The organism is Cryobacterium sp. Y11 (assembly GCF_002929535.1).
Lineage (GTDB): Bacteria > Actinomycetota > Actinomycetes > Actinomycetales > Microbacteriaceae > Cryobacterium.
This window is the reverse complement of sequence record NZ_PJJO01000058.1, coordinates 204,948-219,883: the sequence shown is the minus strand read 5'-3', so window position 1 is coordinate 219,883 and position 14,936 is coordinate 204,948. Positions and strand designations below refer to the sequence as shown.

The following is a 14,936-nucleotide window of genomic DNA, read 5'->3' as shown; positions in this document are numbered from 1 at the left end:
CCTCGGCAGGCGGGTCGAGCTCGTCGCGCATGCTGGCGTCGGGGCTAAGTTCCGGTTACCGGTGCGAGCTCTGGGTACAGAAAAGACTCCTCGCGCACCCGCCAGAGCCCGGTTACCCTTGCTACGTTTCCGTCCTAGGGGAATTGGCCTGGGTGGCGCCACGCGAGGAGCCGAACTTCAGTTTAGGGCACGACGCTGGTCGAGACCAACCGAGGGTGGTTTGCGCGGGTGGCGACAGCATCCGCTGGAAACAGGTAAGATTCTCTGGTGCCGTTGCTTTGTAGAACGGCGGCCAGGAGAATTCGCCTAGTGGCCTATGGCGCACGCTTGGAAAGCGTGTTGGGTGAAAGCCCTCGGGGGTTCGAATCCCCCATTCTCCGCCACACCAATAAGCGCAGCGCGTTGCTGCGCGCACTACGTTCGTCACTGCGGTCTTTCAGGGCGTGTTCGCCCCATCGGCTACCGCGGTCGGCAGTGGGTCAGCCGATGCGGATGAGTTTCTTGTTCACAAACTCGCTGGCACCGAAGCGTCCGAGTTCGCGCCCGAAGCCGCTTCTTTTCACCCCGCCGAACGGTAGCTCTGCGCTGCCGGCGTCGACGAGGTTGACGAACACCATGCCGGCTTCGATGCGATCGGCGACTCGCAGGGCCTGCTCAGGATCGGTCGTGAACAGGTAGGAGCCCAGCCCGAACGGAGTGTCGTTGGCGAGGGTGACGGCGTGATCTTCTGAGGCTGCCCGATAGACGAATGCGACGGGGCCGAAGAACTCCTCATGGTACGTGTTGTTGTCTGGCGTGACGTCGGTGAGCACGGCCGATGGGTAGAAGGTGCCAGAACGTTTGCCCGTGCTCGCCAGGGTCGCTCCCTGCGCGACCGCGCGCTCGACCTGCTCCTCAAGATGCTCGGCTGCGGCGAGCGACGAAATGGGTCCGTAGTCTGCCCCGGGCACTGTCGGATCGCTAGGAGAGCACGCCAGGATGGCGGCGGTGAACTTCTCCGTGAACTCATCGTAAAGTTCATCGATCACGATGAATCGCTTGGCGGCGTCGCAGGCCTGTCCGCCATTGCGGAGGCGACCGGCGACGGCGGCATCCACTGCGGCGGCCATGTCGTCGGTGCTCAGCAAAATGAACGGGTCTGACCCGCCCAGTTCCAGCACGACCTTCTTGAGGTGGCGACCGGCGACCTCGGCAACGGCCGCGCCGGCGCCCTCCGAACCGGTGAGGGAAACGCCCTGTACCCGCGGGTCGGCGATGATCGTGGCGACCTGCTCGCTGTCCGCGTACACATTGGTATAGGCGCCGGCCGGAAAGCCTGCGTCGTGAAAGATTTGCTCGATCGCCGCGGCCGACTCCGGGCACTGCGAGGCATGCTTGAGGATGATCGTGTTGCCCGTCATGAGGTTCGGTGCAGCGAAGCGCGCAACCTGGTAGTACGGGAAATTCCACGGCATGACACCGATCAGCACACCGAGCGATGTGGAGCGCATGAAGGCGGAACCCTCGCCGCTACGCAGGGTGATTGGTTCGTCCTTCAGAAAATTCTGCGCGTTCTCGGCGTAGTACCGGTAGATGTCGGCGGCATAGTCGACCTCGCCGAGCGCTTGATCGACGGGCTTGCCCATCTCGCGCACGATCATGGCCGCCAGCTCGTCGCGACGCTCCTCGTGCAAATCACCGACCCGGCGCAGGAGCGCGGCCCGCTCATCGATCGAGGAACTTCGTGACCAGCCGACGTGGGCTTCATCTGCCGATGCGATGACCTGCTCAAGTTCATCATTTGAAATTTGGGGGTACGTCTTGATGGTTTCGCCGGTGGCGGGGTTGATAACGGCGTACTGGCTCACGAGCCACTTCCTTTCACGGTTGGACTACTGTGCCGGAAATTGTCACGTGACACGAGCCAATCATGGTTGCGGGATTTGTCAAGGGGAATGCGTGCACCCGCATGGTGATGGGAGGCAGAGGTCAGGCCAATCTGCTTCCTGACGTGGAGATATCGACTACCTCGCGGCACAACTCATCTGTGAACACTCGGGTAAAGCGCCTCCGTGATGCGGTCATGCTGATCCCTAACTTCCGTGATGCCTCATTGCAGGAGGGACCGGCCTGCGAGATATCTGCGGCAGCACAGTTGCGAGTGGCACGCTTGCGGCGTCCAAACCCGCGTGTTCACCGGTCAGGCCGGCTTCTGGCTGCCCCGTTTACAAAAATGCGGCGATGGGTCGGTGAGGCGGCGGCTCAGACACCGGCGCGATCGGCGAGGCCGCGCACGAAGCCGGCCTGGCCGGCGTGCTGCAAATCGTCGGCGAGCACACTGGCCAGGCGCACGCCGACGGTGACGGCCGGGGTCCAGGACTCGTCGACGACTCGGTCAAGATCCGCCGCGCTCAGGGTGGCCAGATAGGCGAGGGTCGCGGTGTGCACGGCGTCGTAGTAGCCGCCGAGCAGCTCGGCGTCGGCGCGAACGGCGGCGACCTCGGCGGAGGTGAAGCCATAGCCGATCCTGGTCGGACCGAACGGCAGGTCAAATCGCTCGTCCCACCCCTGGGCGGTGTACACCTGCTCGGTACCGGCGAGGTCGGCGATGTGGTCGTCCTGCCCGCGGGAGAGGTGCCAGGTGAGCCAGGCGATGGTGTTGGCATCGGCATCCGCTCGATAAGTGAGGGTGGCGATGGTCGCGTTTTTCAGGGCCGTGCGCACGCTGCCCTGGATGCGGGAAAATTCTTCGATGAGCAGTTCGGACGGGGTCATGGGTCTCCTTAATCGGTTCTGCCACCGTACCCCGGCGCTCGACCGTGGGTCACAACTAATACTCATCCGACGGATGCTGCCCCTCTTCCAGCTCAAAACACGGCGAAAAAGAGGTGATTTTCAGTTCGGTGCCGGGAGACCAAATCGACGCACTGTAGAAATCTCCCTGCGTGCCCGTCATATCTACGCGCGGTGCATCTTGCCGGGTTCTGCGCCGCTCCACCACCACTGCGTCTTTTTGCTCCCACGCGGAAGCAATGACCTCGATCATTGCTTCCGCATCAACATCACCGATTAGAGATACCGTTGTTCTACCGGGCCACGCCACCTCGCCATTTGCGCAACCCACCAGGTGCGCCGTCTTCGTCTGGGATTGGTCGCCGACATTCTGGGCGGGGACCAGCGCGGCAGCCTCATCTTTCGTTGCCATCGCGATTCCCTTTGCCGTCTTAAGATCCATCGTTGTCTCACCGAACTGATTCGTCGACGCACACGATGCCAGCACCATCGAGAGCGCGAACATTCCGACAACGGCCGCCAATTTTCCCCTGGAGTTCATTCGTAAATCAGCTCCGGAAGGTCTCTGAGGACCTCTGTGTTGTCCAGGTGACTTGTCGCAACGAGGCTGTGGTTGTCCACCAGTACGGTCGGGTGCCATATTTGTGTCCCGTCCCCATCGATCGTAGAGGCGGGCTTGGGACCTTCGTAGCAGATACCCGCGGCGAAGGCGTCGCGGGAGACCGCCGTCCAGCCGGTGGATTGAGCCTGGGATTGCGCGACGGCCAGCGTTGTTTGCAGGGTGCGGAGGGCATCCGCTTGACCGGAACGGATTCTCGCTTCGGAGAGAATGCTCTCGGGCTCACCCCATCTCGGATTCGCGATGCTCCACACGATCAGTTCAATTCTCGACCGAGTAGGGAATCGGTCGCCCGAAACTGTTCGGCCACGGCCGCCGGAAAATCGCCGAGCGTGGTCAGGGCTCGCGCGACCAAATCGGATCGTTCGATCTGTTGTGACGTCGTGTCGTGCAGGGCCGCCGCGACCGAATCGCTCTGGAGTGCACCTTCTGGCCACCGAAAAATCCAGTCGGACAAGCTCAGTTGCGCCGCCCCGCCGGACAAGGTCGCGGACAGGTCGGCGAGCAACGAATCAATAACGCGTAATGTCGGCATCTGCTGCCCCCTGCTCTCGTTCGGGTTTAGCGGCGGTAGGCGCTCACGTCGGTGGCTTTGACCGAGAGCCAGACGGGTGAGCCGAGCTGTAGGCCGAGGTCAGCGACCGCGGCGGGGGTGAGTTCCGCGATGATCTCGGGATCGCCGCTCGTGCGCAGGCGCACTCCGCCATTGCCCGGCTCAATGCCGGTCACGCGCGCCGACCAGACGTTGCGCGGGCTCGCGTTCCGCGGCCGTTCCGTCTGTACAACAACGGATGCCGGGCGAAAGACGGCCGCGGCGGGCGTGGCTTGCGTGAGGTCGGCATCCGTTGGACGCACCCAAAAGATGCGGCCGTCGGGGGCGACGATCGCGCCGTTCTGCGCGGTGCCGACCACGAGGTTGACGCCGGCGAGGGCCGCGACGAACGGGTTTCGCGGAGCCGCAAGCACCTCGGCGGTCGCGCCCTCGTCGATAAGCGCGCCATTGTGCAGCACGGCGACGCGATCGGCGAGCACGACGGCATCAACGATGTCGTGCGTGACGATGATGGCGCTCGTTCCGGTTTCGGCGAGCTGCTCGCGGATGAGTTGGCGCATGAACGGCGCGGTTTCGGCGTCGAGGGCGGCCATTGGTTCGTCAAGGAGCAGCACGCGCGGACCAGCCGCGAGCGCCCGGGCGAGGGCGACGCGCTGCTGCTGACCGCCGGAGAGCGCTCCAGGTTTGCGGTCTCCAAAGCCCTGTAAACCAACGCGATCGAGCCAGCGGTCGGCCTGTTTTTGTGCCTGGGCGGTAGGCAATTGCGCTTCACCAACGTGCAGGGCAAAGGCCACGTTGGCCCGGGCGCTGAGGTGCGGAAACAGCAGGGGTTCTTGCCCAAGCAAACCGATCGCCCTCTTTTCGGGCGCCACGAAGCGGCCGGGCGCAACGAGGGTCGCACCGTCGAGGGAGACCGTGCCGCTGGAGGGGGTGGCGAGGCCGGCCAGCAGGTCGAGCACGGTCGATTTGCCCGAGCCGTTTGGGCCGAGGAGCGCGAGAACCTCGCCGGGCACGAGGGTGAGTTGCACGTCGAGGGTGAACGAGCCGCGGGTGAGCTGCAGGTTGGCCTCGAGCAAGGCGTTGACGGCGGACTTCCAGAGGGCGGGGGTCATGAGAGCACGCTCCGGGTCCGACGGGAGCAGCGGGCATCCGCTTTTATGGAGGTCATGAGAGCACGCTCGCTCGGCGGGTTCCGACCAGCACGAGGATGATTACGGCGACCGCGATCAAAAGCAGCGACAGGGCGACGGCCTGGTCGGTCGTCACGCCCGAGCCATTGAAGGCGGTGTAGATGGCGAGGGGCATGGTGCGGGTGACTCCGGCCTGATTGCCGGCGAAGAGGGCGGTCGCGCCGAATTCGCCGAGGGCGCGGGCGAAGCTGAGAACGGTGCCGGCGAGCAGTCCGGGGGCAACGAGCGGCAGCGTGATGCGCGCGAAGACGGTGCCGCGGCCGGCGCCGAGGGTCGCGGCGACCCGTTCGTAACGGATGCCGGCGGTGCGCAGCGCGCCCTCGACCGCGATCACCAGGAACGGCAGGGCCACGAAGGTTTGGGCGATGACGACGGCTGCGGTCGTGAAGGGAATGCGCAGTCCGGCGAGTTCGAGGGTGCTGCCGAGCACGCCGCCGCGTCCGAGCAGGGAAAGCAGCGCGATGCCGCCGACGAGCGGCGGAAGCACGAGCGGCACGGTTACGAGTGCGCGCAGCAGCCCGGCGGTGCGCGGCCGTGACCGGGCGATGACGACGGCGAGCGGCACGCCGAGCAACAGGCAGAGCACGGTCGAAACGGATGCCGTCGCCAGCGACAACCCCAGCGGCTGCAGGGCTTCGGGTGAGAGGAGCAGGGCCGGGAGGCCGGGCCAGTCGACCTTGACGAGGAGTGCGGCGAGCGGCAGCACGAGCAGGGCGAGGCCGATGCTCGCGGGCAGGTATAGCAGGCGCGGGATCATGCGCGGCGCCCGCGGATCGGGGTCTTGTCTTTCCGGGCCCGGTCCCGGTCGGTGGGCCCATGCTCTATCGCGGGCCCGGTTTTCGGGCCCGGTGGAAAGTAGTGGAGGGTCACGGGGCGAGGAATCCGTGGGCGGCGAGCACGGACTGGCCGGCTGGCGAGAGCACGAGGTCGACGAAGGCCTGGGCGGCTGCGGCGTGCTCACTATCGGCCACAACGGATATCGGATAGTGTCCGACGACCGCGTCGGCTCCGGCCGGAGTCACGCCCTCGATGCGGCCGGGGTTGGCAGCGACATCCGTGGCGTAGACGAGGCCGGCATCCGCTTCGCCGCCGGCGATCTTGGTGACGACCGCCGTCACGTTCTGTTCCTCGCTCGCGGGTGTGAGTGTGACGCCCGCGTTGGCGAGCAGGGTAGCGGATGCCGCCCCGCACGGCACCAGCACCGCGCACAGCACGGTAATCACGCCGGGACGGGTCAGGTCTTTGAGCGCCTCAATCTGGAGCGGGTTGCCGGGGGCGACAGCGATGCGGAGGGTGTTGCCGGCAAACAGTCTGCCCGGGCCGACCAGCCCGCTATCGGCGAGCGGCTGCAGGTTCTTCTGGTCGGCACTGGCGAACACATCGGCGGGAGCACCGGCGGCAATCTGGGTCGCGAGGGTGGAGGATCCGTCGTAGCTGATCTGCACGTCGAGGGCCGGGTTCTGCTGCTCGAGCAGGGTCGCGAGTTCGTCGAAAGGGCCGGACAGGGAGGCTGCGGCATAGACGCTGAGGGTTTGGGGCTCGAGCCCCGAAGCGGTCGGTGCGCCGGCGTTCGTTGCGCCGGCGTCCGCCGAGTTCGACGGCGCACAGCCGGTGAGAACCACGGCGACCGCGGCGAGAACGGCCAGAGTTTGTGGGAGCCGACTCACGATATCCGTCCCGGAGTTTCGACGATCACATTGGTGGCCTTGATCACGGCGACGCTCAGCGAGCCGATCTCGAGGCCGAGTTCGCGCACGGCCTCGCTCGACATGAGCGAGACGACGCGGTGCGGCCCGCACTGCAATTCCACCTGGGCCATGACCGTGTCCATGGTGATGGCGGTGACGATTCCGACGAAGCGATTGCGGGCGCTGCGGCCCACACTCGACGGATCGGGCGGGGTGCTTGCCTGGTCGACCGCGAAGGCGGCGAGCGCCGCTCCGTCAACGACGAGGCGACCGGATGCGTCGGTATCCGCCGCGAGACGGCCACCGTCGACCCAGCGTCGCACGGTGTCGTCGCTGACGCCGAGCAGCTCGGCGGCCTCACTGATCCGATAGTGCGTCATGAATGGCAGATTAGCACCGCATTTGCGGATTTATGCCGCCGCCGGTCGAACTATCCCCATAGCTGCCCGTGGCGAATTCAGGCAATCCGGGTGGCGACGGCCGATGTAGGGCCGTTCTGGGCACATTGTCAGCGGATTTTTTGATTTAGCCACGGCGGCGGCCGACGCGGCAGGGCCCAGCGTCACATCGGTGGCCGCGGGGCTTCGAAGCGCCTAGCCTTAAGCCATGGCAATTCCTCCCCTTGTTGAACCCGTTGATCGGCTCAGTGCGTCCGAATCCGTGCGTACCGCTCGCCAGCGCCGCCTCCCCCAACTCAATGAAATCGGCCAGCGCCGCCTGGCCAACGCCCGGGTGCTCGTGCTCGGCGCCGGCGGACTCGGCTCCCCCGCGCTGCTGTATTTGGCGGCAGCCGGCGTCGGAACCATTGGAATCGTCGACGGTGACGACGTCGAACCGAGCAACCTCCAACGGCAGATTGCCCACGGCCAAGCGGATGTCGGCCGCCCCAAGGTAGACAGCGCCGCCGAGCGCATCGCCGAAATTGCCCCGGAAACCACCGTCGTGCGCCACGCCGAACGGTTGGTCGCGGCAAACGCTGCCGAGATTATCAGCGGCTATGACGTGGTCATCGATGGCACCGACAACTTTCCGACCAGGTTCCTCGTGAATGACACCTGCGCGCGGCTCGGGCTGCCACTGGTATGGGCATCCGTTTTGCGCTTCGACGCTCAGTTGTCCGTGTTCTGGGCGACACCGCCGGCCGGCTCGGGCGTCACAGGCGTGCACCTGCGCGATTTGTTTCCGACGCCGCCGGCCGACGGAGAGGTGCCCAACTGTGCCGACGCCGGTGTGCTCGGCGCGCTGTGCGGCCAGATCGGGTCGCTTATGGCGACCGAAACCATCAAGCTCATCACCGGAATCGGTACCCCGCTGATCGGACGCGTGCTCGTAATCGACGCACTGTCTGGCCGGTTCAGCGAGATTCCGCTGCTTGGAACGGGCATTGCTGCCGAGCCGAGCAGCGCCGAAATTGCCGCCGAGCTCGCGCAGGCTGCAACAACGAGCGCCGCAGAGGTCTCCAGCGCCGACCTCGTCGATCGCCTCGATGCTCAGCGCGCCGGAACCGACAACTTTCTCGTCGTCGACGTTCGTGAGCCGAGCGAGCACGCCGAGAGTTCGATTCCGGATGCCCAACTGCTGCCGCTGGGCGAATTGCTGACCGACGGGGTGCTCTCCGATCGTGGCCGCGCCGCGCTGCCAAGCGATACCCCGCTCATCGTGCACTGCCACGCCGGCGGCCGCGCCGCCCGCGCCGCTGCTGCCCTACACGAGGCCGGTTACACCGATGTCTCCGTGCTCACCGGCGGAATCCTAGCCTGGGACGACCTCGTCACGGCCGGACGCGCGCCCGGAATCGGCAGCCGATGGCCATCACTCGATCCGACCCTCGAGCCAGCCCTTGAGCCGACCCAGACCGGCCGGCACGCATCGGCGCTGGACGACGCCGGCAGCACGAGCAACCCCGACAGCCTCGCCTAGCCGATGACCACCGCCCCTCAGCCCGGCGCGGCCACTCCCGACGGCGAAGACTCGCGCCGCGACCACACGCACACCGGCGGAGCGGATGCCTGCGCGCCCGCCGCATCCGCTCGCACCGTTACCGAGCAGCTCGCGATCGTGCTGGGGTCCGTAGCCCCGCTGCCTCCGGTGCGGGTGTCGCTCGACGCTGCGCGCGGCCTCGTGCTCGCCGAGGACGTGCTGACCGCGACAGACACTCCTCCCTTCGACAACTCCGCGATGGACGGCTACGCCGTGATCCGCGCGGACCTGCTCGATGCCTCGGCCGAGAACCCAATCACGTTGCCCGTCGTTGCCGACCTCGCCGCCGGTACGGCCGAGAATCCACACCTGGTGCCGGGGCAGGTTGCGCGCATCATGACGGGCGCGCCCATTCCCGACGGCGCGGATGCCATCGTTCCGATCGAAGATACCGATCAGGGCACCGAGAGGGTCACCATTGTGCGGGCCCCCAAAGCCGCGGCGCACGTGCGCCGCGCCGGCGAAGACGCCCACGCTGGCGACCGAGTACTGAGCGCCGGCAGCGTGCTCTGGCCCACCAGGGTCGCCGCAGCGGCGAGCGCCGGAACCAGTTCGGTGCTCGTGCACCCGGCGCCGCGCGTCGCTGTGATCTCCACCGGAAGCGAACTCGTCACCCCGGGCAGCCCGACCCGGCGCGGTCAGATTCCCGACTCCAACTCCTTTCTGCTCGCTGCGGCCGTCGCCGAGGCCGGCGGTGTTGTCATTCGAGTCGGCGCAGTGCCCGACGACGACGATGCCCTGCACGCGGTACTCACCGACCTGGCCGGCACGGTCGACGTGATCGTGCTCTCCGGTGGTGTCAGCGTCGGAGCGTACGACGTCGTCAAAGCCGTGCTGCAACCGCTCGGCACGGTGCACTTCGGACCGGTCAAGATGCAGCCCGGTAAGCCCCAGGGGTTCGGACGCTGGCCCGCGACCGATAAAGCGCCCGGACCGCTGATCTTCGCCCTGCCCGGCAACCCGGTCAGCGCCTACGTGTCGTTCGAGGTGTTCGTGCGGCCAGCGCTGCGCCGGCTGCTCGGTCAACCGACCGTGCAGCGCCGCACCGTCACGGCAACGGTCGTCGACGGCTGGACGTCGCCTCCAGGACGTGCCCAGTACATGCCTGTCCTAGTCACGCACGGCGCCCAGGCCGACGGCACCCACCTCGAGGCACGCCCGGCCTCCCGAGGGGGTTCGGGTTCGCACCTCGTCGCCGGCCTGGCGCAGGCCACTGGTCTTGCCATCGTGCCCGAGGACACGACTCACATTCGCGGCGGCGACCTGATCACTGTCATGCTTACATCATGACGCCCACCACCGACACTCCCGGCGCGACCGTGCCCGCCCAGCTCTTCACCCACCTCGACTCGGCCGGACAGGCCCGCATGGTCGACGTCACCAATAAATTTCCAACCGTGCGCAGCGCCACCGCTGCGGGTTTCGTGCGCTGCGGCGCCAGGGTCATCGCGGCCCTGCGCGATGGCACAGCTCCCAAGGGCGATGTGCTCGCTGTGGCTCGCATCGCCGGAATTCAGGGCGCTAAGAAGACCGCCGACTTGCTCCCCCTGGCCCACGTGATCGGCGTGCACGGAGCCGTCGTCGACCTCACGGTCGAGGATGACGGCGTCAGCATCACGGCGACCGTGCGCACCGCCGACCGCACCGGCGTCGAGATGGAGGCATTCACCGCCGTCTCGGTCGCCGCCCTCGCCGTCGTCGACATGGTCAAGGGCCTCGACAAATCCGTCACGATCGAGAACGTGCGACTGCTCGCCAAGAGCGGCGGCAAAAGCGGCGACTGGCTACGCGCCGAAATCTAAGCGGATGCCGCCACCCACCACCATAACCGCGCCCGAAACGGGTAGCCGCTACGCCCGTTACCGGAGCGGGCCCCTCTATCGGGCGCGCTCATGGCCGGAACCGTGCGGGGCACGAAATTGGGCGCGCTCACACCCCGGACATGTCGAATGAGCGCACACCTCACCCCCACCGTCGACCTGATCGTGCTCGCGGGCGGACGCGGCAGCCGACTCGGCGGCGCGCTCAAACCCGCGGTCGAGGTAGCCGGGCGCACCCTGCTCTCCCGCGTACTCGATGCCAGCCCCCTCGCCCGGCGCGTCGTTGTCGTCGGCCCGCCCGCAGCGCGGCCCGCCGCTGGCGCGCCGCCGCTTCCCGAACCCGACTCCCCACCCGATCACACGTCATCGGCGCCCGATGACCACACGGCCGCGACGCCGTCGGCACTCATCTGGGCCCTCGAAGACCCACCGTTCGGCGGCCCGGTCGCCGGACTCGCGGCCGGCCTAGCCGCCCTCACCAGCACATCCGGCACCGCAGGCACCGACCAGCCGAAACTCCGAGAACCCGCCAGCTGGCTCCTCGTGCTCGCCTGCGACCTCCCCTGGGGAGCGGATGCCGCGCACCTGCTGGTCGCTGCGGCATCCGCTTGCGACACGCCCACACTTGCGGCGACCGGTACAGCACCCACGGTTGACGGCGTGCACCTCGTCGACGACACCGGCCACGCCCAGTGGCTTGCCGGTATCTACCGCGCTCCCGCTCTGCAAGCCGCCGTGGACCGGCTCGGCGATCACGTCGCCGGCGCCAGCATGCGTCAGCTGCTCGCCGGGCTCACCCTTCTCGGGGTGCTGGACGAATCCGGAGCCGGTGTCGACGTCGACACGTGGCAGGATGTTGAGAGCAGCACCGCGCGTTTGAGCGCTGCCCCCGAAGCCCCACCCGAGGAGTGAGCCCCATGAGTTCTGCACCGTTGCCTCCCGAGGCGCTCGACGACTGGCTCACCGCCCTCGCCGACCGGCTCCAGCTCGACCCGGCCGACGTTCCGGTCGGCGACCTGCTCGATGTCGCCCGCGACGTTGCCCACAATGTAGCCCGGCCGGCCGCGCCGCTCAGCACCTTTCTGATCGGTCTCGCCGCCGCGAAAAACGGCGGAACCGGCGCCGACATTGAGGCCGCCTGCGCCGTCGCGAGCGAACTCGCCCGCGACTGGGCGCCAGAGAAGCTCTGATGGCCACCCTGCGATTCTTTGCTGGCGCGGCCGAAACCGCCGGGGCCGACACGGCCACACTCGATGCCGGCACGATTGGCGAGCTGCGCACCAACCTCGGCGAGCGCTACGGCAGCGAGTTCGTGCGCGTGCTCGGGCTGTGCTCGCTTCTCGTGAACGGCACCCGCGCCAGCAGTGACGCCGTCACGCTCGCGCCCACCGACACCGTCGACGTGCTCCCGCCCTTCGCCGGCGGCTGAGTACGCGGGGCATTGGATAACTGCGGAGAACGTCGCCTAGCGACCCCAATCAGCCCTGCGAAACAGCGATTTCGTTCAAATCTGCGCAGTTCTAAACGGCACTCATTACAGACCGACCCAGGAATGGGTTCCGTCGACCTCAAACTGCTTCTTCCAGATCGGAACCTCTTTTTTCACGGCTTCGACCAGGGCTTCGCAGGCGGCAAAGGCGTCGCCCCGATGGGCGCTCGCTACCGCAGCGACCAAGGCCAGGTCGCCAACGTCGAGGTGTCCGATTCGGTGACTGACCGCCAACACGACAAGCGGATGCTGCGCCAGCACCCGCGCGGCAATCTCACCGATAATGCGCCCAGCGTCGGGATGTGCGCTGTAGTCGAGGCCGGTCACCCGTCCGGCGGCGTCGGGATCGTGGTCGCGCACCTGCCCGATGAACGTCACAACGGCGCCGTGGGAGACACCGGAAACAGCCGAAACGTGTTCGGCCACGTTGAGCAGCGACTCGGTGACTTTGGCAAACCCGAGCGACTCAGCCACAGCCATCAGTGGTCACCGCCGTCGAGCTGATCGATAATGTGCCGCACCAGCGGCGCCAGAATGGCCACGCCGTCCAGCACCCCGCCGACCGAACCGGGAAGATTCACGACCAGGGCGCCGTTATTGCCGACCGAATCGGCGATGCCGGCGAGGCCGCGCGCGAGAGCGGCGGTGGGGATCGTCGCGACGCTGATGGCGCGCATCCGCTCGGAAATGCCCGGCAGAATCGTGTGCAGCACCGTTGCCGTGCCCTCCGGCGTCAGGTCTCGCGCCGATACACCGGTACCGCCGGTCGTCACGACGAGGCGGGCGCCGTCGCCGAGCGCGGCGGCGATGGCACCGGCAACGCTCTCGATGCCGTCGGGCACTACCCGCGGCGCCCCGCACGGAATGCCAACAGCGCCGAGCGCATCCACTGTGGCCGGCCCCGATCGATCCTCGCGTTCGCCACGCGAGCAGCGATCAGACACGGTGATCACGACGGCCCCAAGTTCGGCCCCAAGTTTGAGCTGAGTTTTCACCGTTCCACAGTACCGCGACGCGCGACGCTCTCAGCCAGCGCGCCGGCATCCGCTTTTCTCGGAATCATTTTTCACGGTGTTTGCGCTATGCACCCACGGCGGCAAACGAACAAGCTAAGTATCAAGCGGGCCATCTGCCCGATCAAACTGCCCGAGGAAGACCATGTCAACCGTCTCACCACCACGCGTCACGTCCACGCTGAAGCCGGATCTTTCCAACTGGGATCCAGAAAACGAAGAAACCTGGGACTCGCGCCTCGCCTGGCGCACCCTGTGGATCACCACGTTCAGCATGACCCTCGGTTTCGCGGCCTGGTACCTGGTCAGCGCGATCGCTCCCCGCCTCAACGACATCGGCTTCGACCTCAGCACCGGCCAGCTCTACTGGCTCGTTGCTCTGCCCGGTTTGGCTGCTGGTCTTCTGCGGCTCGTGTTCATGTTCTTGCCGCCGATTCTCGGCACCCGCATTCTCGTCGCGCTCTCCAGCGCGCTGCTGCTTCTGCCGATGATCGGCTGGACACTGGTAGCCCGCGACACCTCGACGCCGTACTGGGTGCTGCTCGCACTCTCCTTCGCGGCCGGCATCGGCGGCGGCAGTTTCTCGGGTTTCATGGCGTCGACCAGCTATTTCTTCCCCAAGCGCCTGGCCGGCACTGCGCTGGGCTTGCAGGCAGGCCTGGGCAACTTCGGTATCGGTCTCATTCAGCTGCTCACTCCTTGGGTCGTCGGATTCGGTCTACTCGGCACCGCGGTGCTCACCCCGAAAAGCGATGCAAACGGCGAACTCGTCTGGCTACATAACGGCGGGCTCGTGCTCGTGCCGTGGGTGCTTCTGGCCGTCATCCTCGCCCTCCTGTTTCTGAAGCGGGTGCCGATCAAGGCTAATTTTCGGCAGCAGCTGGACATCTTCAAGGTCAAGCACACCTGGATCATGACGCTGATCTACCTGATGAGCTTCGGCGCGTTCAGCGGCCTGGCCGCGCAAATGGGCCTGATCATTCTCAACGTCTACGGCGACTTTCCCGATGCGCCTAATCCGCTCGCCTTCGCCTTTATCGGCCCCGTCGTCGGAGCCCTGGTGCGTGCGGCCTCTGGCCCACTCTGCGACCGGTTCGGCGGCGCCATCTTCACCTTCATCGGCGGCGCGGGCATGGCCGTTGGTACCACCATCACGGCGTTCTTTCTCACCCCGACCAGCGTGGACGAATTCTATGGTTTTCTGACCGGCATGCTCATCATCTTCTTCTTCTCTGGCCTGGCCAACGCCGGAACGTTCAAGCAGATGCCGATGATCTTTCCAAAGCGCCAGGCCGGCGGAGCGATCGGCTGGACCGCCGCGATCGCCGCCTTCGGCCCGTTCATCGTGGGCATGGCGCTCACAACAATGAGCCCGACCACCTTCTTCATCGGCTGCGCCATGTTCTGCGTGCTCTGCACGGGCTTGGCCTGGTTTTACTACGCCCGTCCCGGCGCGCCCAACCCGAGCTGACGCTCCCTCCTGCCACCCGAAGCCCCTACTCCTCCAGCGGGGGCTTCGGGTTTTTCCGTGGCCGGGGTCATACTGAAACCCATGACCACACGCGGCGACAACGAATCGAGCGGCGGCGACCCGGCCTGCTGGCTTGAACAGGTCTGCCCGGAATGCGGCGCCTTCGTTCCCGGCGAACTGCCCCAGCGTTGCTGGCGCTGCGACACCGTGGTCTCGCCGTCCTGAGAGCTTGAGCTGGGCATCCTCTCTCAAGCGGATGCCGCCCCGCCGCACCACAAGCAGCCCGCTACCCAGCCCGCTCACGGTGCGGCCCGGCTCGGCAGACCAGCCAGCGTCCGTCC

The 14,936-nt window shown here is 66.7% G+C and carries 19 protein-coding genes, 1 tRNA gene and 1 other RNA gene; 9 read left to right on the top strand and 12 right to left on the bottom strand.

Annotated elements, in window-relative coordinates:
- Positions 1-78: 78 nt before the first annotated feature.
- Positions 79-175: signal recognition particle sRNA small type (gene ffs, locus CXY75_RS13100), an RNA gene on the bottom strand.
- Between the two features lie 120 nt (positions 176-295).
- Between ffs and CXY75_RS13095 the strand changes: the two genes are divergently transcribed.
- Positions 296-383, top strand: a tRNA-Ser gene (locus CXY75_RS13095).
- Positions 384-479: 96 nt separating this feature from the next.
- Here the strand turns inward: CXY75_RS13095 and CXY75_RS13090 are convergent.
- The 9 genes from CXY75_RS13090 to CXY75_RS13050 form a co-directional block, all read right to left on the bottom strand.
- A complete protein-coding gene (locus CXY75_RS13090) occupies positions 480-1,847 on the bottom strand; it encodes an NAD-dependent succinate-semialdehyde dehydrogenase (protein WP_104083240.1) in 1,368 nt (455 codons plus the stop codon).
- Positions 1,848-2,241: 394 nt separating this feature from the next.
- On the bottom strand, positions 2,242-2,754 hold the full coding sequence (locus CXY75_RS13085; protein ID WP_104083239.1) for a DinB family protein: 513 nt from the start codon (positions 2,752-2,754) through the stop codon (positions 2,242-2,244).
- 55 nt (positions 2,755-2,809) lie between these two features.
- Entirely contained in the window at positions 2,810-3,313 is a 504-nt protein-coding gene (locus CXY75_RS13080; protein ID WP_104083238.1) for a hypothetical protein, read from the bottom strand.
- Positions 3,310-3,645, bottom strand: a complete 336-nt coding sequence (locus CXY75_RS13075; protein WP_104083237.1) for a hypothetical protein — start codon at positions 3,643-3,645, stop codon at positions 3,310-3,312. Before CXY75_RS13075 ends, CXY75_RS13080 begins: the two co-directional genes overlap by 4 nt.
- A 2-nt stretch (positions 3,646-3,647) precedes the next feature.
- Positions 3,648-3,926 carry a hypothetical protein gene (locus tag CXY75_RS13070; RefSeq protein ID WP_104083236.1) on the bottom strand — a complete coding sequence of 93 codons (279 nt, stop codon included), beginning with the start codon at positions 3,924-3,926 and terminating at the stop codon, positions 3,648-3,650.
- Between the two features lie 26 nt (positions 3,927-3,952).
- On the bottom strand, positions 3,953-5,056 hold the full coding sequence (locus CXY75_RS13065) for a sulfate/molybdate ABC transporter ATP-binding protein (RefSeq protein WP_104083235.1): 1,104 nt from the start codon (positions 5,054-5,056) through the stop codon (positions 3,953-3,955).
- Between the two features lie 52 nt (positions 5,057-5,108).
- Positions 5,109-5,891, bottom strand: coding sequence for an ABC transporter permease (locus CXY75_RS13060; protein ID WP_104083234.1), 783 nt, complete (start codon positions 5,889-5,891; stop codon positions 5,109-5,111).
- 109 nt (positions 5,892-6,000) lie between these two features.
- Positions 6,001-6,801 (bottom strand): molybdate ABC transporter substrate-binding protein, encoded by an 801-nt coding sequence (gene modA, locus CXY75_RS13055; RefSeq protein ID WP_104083233.1) that lies wholly within the window; start codon positions 6,799-6,801, stop codon positions 6,001-6,003.
- Positions 6,798-7,202, bottom strand: coding sequence for a molybdopterin-binding protein (locus CXY75_RS13050; RefSeq protein ID WP_104083232.1), 405 nt, complete (start codon positions 7,200-7,202; stop codon positions 6,798-6,800). The genes modA and CXY75_RS13050 overlap by 4 nt, the downstream gene beginning before the upstream one ends.
- A gap of 226 nt (positions 7,203-7,428) precedes the next feature.
- Here CXY75_RS13050 and CXY75_RS13045 point away from each other — a divergent pair, with 226 nt between their 5' ends.
- From CXY75_RS13045 to CXY75_RS13020, 6 genes are all read left to right on the top strand, one after another.
- On the top strand, positions 7,429-8,742 hold the full coding sequence (locus CXY75_RS13045; protein ID WP_104083231.1) for a ThiF family adenylyltransferase: 1,314 nt from the start codon (positions 7,429-7,431) through the stop codon (positions 8,740-8,742).
- A gap of 3 nt (positions 8,743-8,745) precedes the next feature.
- Positions 8,746-10,092 carry a gephyrin-like molybdotransferase Glp gene (gene glp, locus CXY75_RS13040; RefSeq protein WP_104083230.1) on the top strand — a complete coding sequence of 449 codons (1,347 nt, stop codon included), beginning with the start codon at positions 8,746-8,748 and terminating at the stop codon, positions 10,090-10,092.
- Positions 10,089-10,604 carry a cyclic pyranopterin monophosphate synthase MoaC gene (gene moaC, locus CXY75_RS13035; protein ID WP_104083229.1) on the top strand — a complete coding sequence of 172 codons (516 nt, stop codon included), beginning with the start codon at positions 10,089-10,091 and terminating at the stop codon, positions 10,602-10,604. The genes glp and moaC overlap by 4 nt, the downstream gene beginning before the upstream one ends.
- Positions 10,605-10,751: 147 nt before the next feature.
- On the top strand, positions 10,752-11,534 hold the full coding sequence (locus tag CXY75_RS13030; protein WP_104083228.1) for a molybdenum cofactor guanylyltransferase: 783 nt from the start codon (positions 10,752-10,754) through the stop codon (positions 11,532-11,534).
- 5 nt (positions 11,535-11,539) lie between these two features.
- Positions 11,540-11,812: a DUF6457 domain-containing protein gene (locus tag CXY75_RS13025; protein ID WP_104083227.1), complete on the top strand. Its 273-nt coding sequence runs from the start codon at positions 11,540-11,542 to the stop codon at positions 11,810-11,812.
- Positions 11,812-12,051 (top strand): MoaD/ThiS family protein, encoded by a 240-nt coding sequence (locus CXY75_RS13020; RefSeq protein ID WP_104083226.1) that lies wholly within the window; start codon positions 11,812-11,814, stop codon positions 12,049-12,051. The genes CXY75_RS13025 and CXY75_RS13020 overlap by 1 nt, the downstream gene beginning before the upstream one ends.
- 105 nt (positions 12,052-12,156) lie before the next feature.
- Here the strand turns inward: CXY75_RS13020 and CXY75_RS13015 are convergent, their stop codons facing one another.
- Together CXY75_RS13015 and CXY75_RS13010 are read right to left on the bottom strand one after the other, a co-directional pair.
- A complete protein-coding gene (locus CXY75_RS13015; protein WP_233201898.1) occupies positions 12,157-12,585 on the bottom strand; it encodes a molybdenum cofactor biosynthesis protein MoaE in 429 nt (142 codons plus the stop codon).
- A 5-nt stretch (positions 12,586-12,590) separates the two neighbouring features.
- Positions 12,591-13,106 carry a molybdenum cofactor biosynthesis protein B gene (locus CXY75_RS13010; protein ID WP_104083224.1) on the bottom strand — a complete coding sequence of 172 codons (516 nt, stop codon included), beginning with the start codon at positions 13,104-13,106 and terminating at the stop codon, positions 12,591-12,593.
- Between the two features lie 163 nt (positions 13,107-13,269).
- On the opposite strand from CXY75_RS13010, the gene CXY75_RS13005 reads away from it, so the two are divergent.
- Positions 13,270-14,595, top strand: a complete 1,326-nt coding sequence (locus tag CXY75_RS13005; RefSeq protein WP_104083223.1) for an MFS transporter — start codon at positions 13,270-13,272, stop codon at positions 14,593-14,595.
- 81 nt (positions 14,596-14,676) lie between these two features.
- Positions 14,677-14,820 carry a hypothetical protein gene (locus CXY75_RS19845; protein WP_158251200.1) on the top strand — a complete coding sequence of 48 codons (144 nt, stop codon included), beginning with the start codon at positions 14,677-14,679 and terminating at the stop codon, positions 14,818-14,820.
- The last annotated feature ends 116 nt before the right edge of the window (positions 14,821-14,936 follow it).

Coding starts and splice junctions, on each gene's coding strand:
- CXY75_RS13005 (WP_104083223.1), top strand. CDS start 13,270: ATGTCAACCGTCTCACCACCACGCGTCACGTCCACGCTGAAGCCGGAT.
- CXY75_RS13020 (WP_104083226.1), top strand. CDS start 11,812: ATGGCCACCCTGCGATTCTTTGCTGGCGCGGCCGAAACCGCCGGGGCC.
- CXY75_RS13060 (WP_104083234.1), bottom strand. CDS start 5,891: ATGATCCCGCGCCTGCTATACCTGCCCGCGAGCATCGGCCTCGCCCTG.
- CXY75_RS13070 (WP_104083236.1), bottom strand. CDS start 3,926: ATGCCGACATTACGCGTTATTGATTCGTTGCTCGCCGACCTGTCCGCG.
- CXY75_RS13065 (WP_104083235.1), bottom strand. CDS start 5,056: ATGACCCCCGCCCTCTGGAAGTCCGCCGTCAACGCCTTGCTCGAGGCC.
- CXY75_RS13080 (WP_104083238.1), bottom strand. CDS start 3,313: ATGAACTCCAGGGGAAAATTGGCGGCCGTTGTCGGAATGTTCGCGCTC.
- CXY75_RS19845 (WP_158251200.1), top strand. CDS start 14,677: ATGACCACACGCGGCGACAACGAATCGAGCGGCGGCGACCCGGCCTGC.
- CXY75_RS13030 (WP_104083228.1), top strand. CDS start 10,752: ATGAGCGCACACCTCACCCCCACCGTCGACCTGATCGTGCTCGCGGGC.
- moaC (WP_104083229.1), top strand. CDS start 10,089: ATGACGCCCACCACCGACACTCCCGGCGCGACCGTGCCCGCCCAGCTC.
- CXY75_RS13045 (WP_104083231.1), top strand. CDS start 7,429: ATGGCAATTCCTCCCCTTGTTGAACCCGTTGATCGGCTCAGTGCGTCC.
- CXY75_RS13025 (WP_104083227.1), top strand. CDS start 11,540: ATGAGTTCTGCACCGTTGCCTCCCGAGGCGCTCGACGACTGGCTCACC.
- CXY75_RS13050 (WP_104083232.1), bottom strand. CDS start 7,202: ATGACGCACTATCGGATCAGTGAGGCCGCCGAGCTGCTCGGCGTCAGC.
- glp (WP_104083230.1), top strand. CDS start 8,746: ATGACCACCGCCCCTCAGCCCGGCGCGGCCACTCCCGACGGCGAAGAC.
- CXY75_RS13085 (WP_104083239.1), bottom strand. CDS start 2,754: ATGACCCCGTCCGAACTGCTCATCGAAGAATTTTCCCGCATCCAGGGC.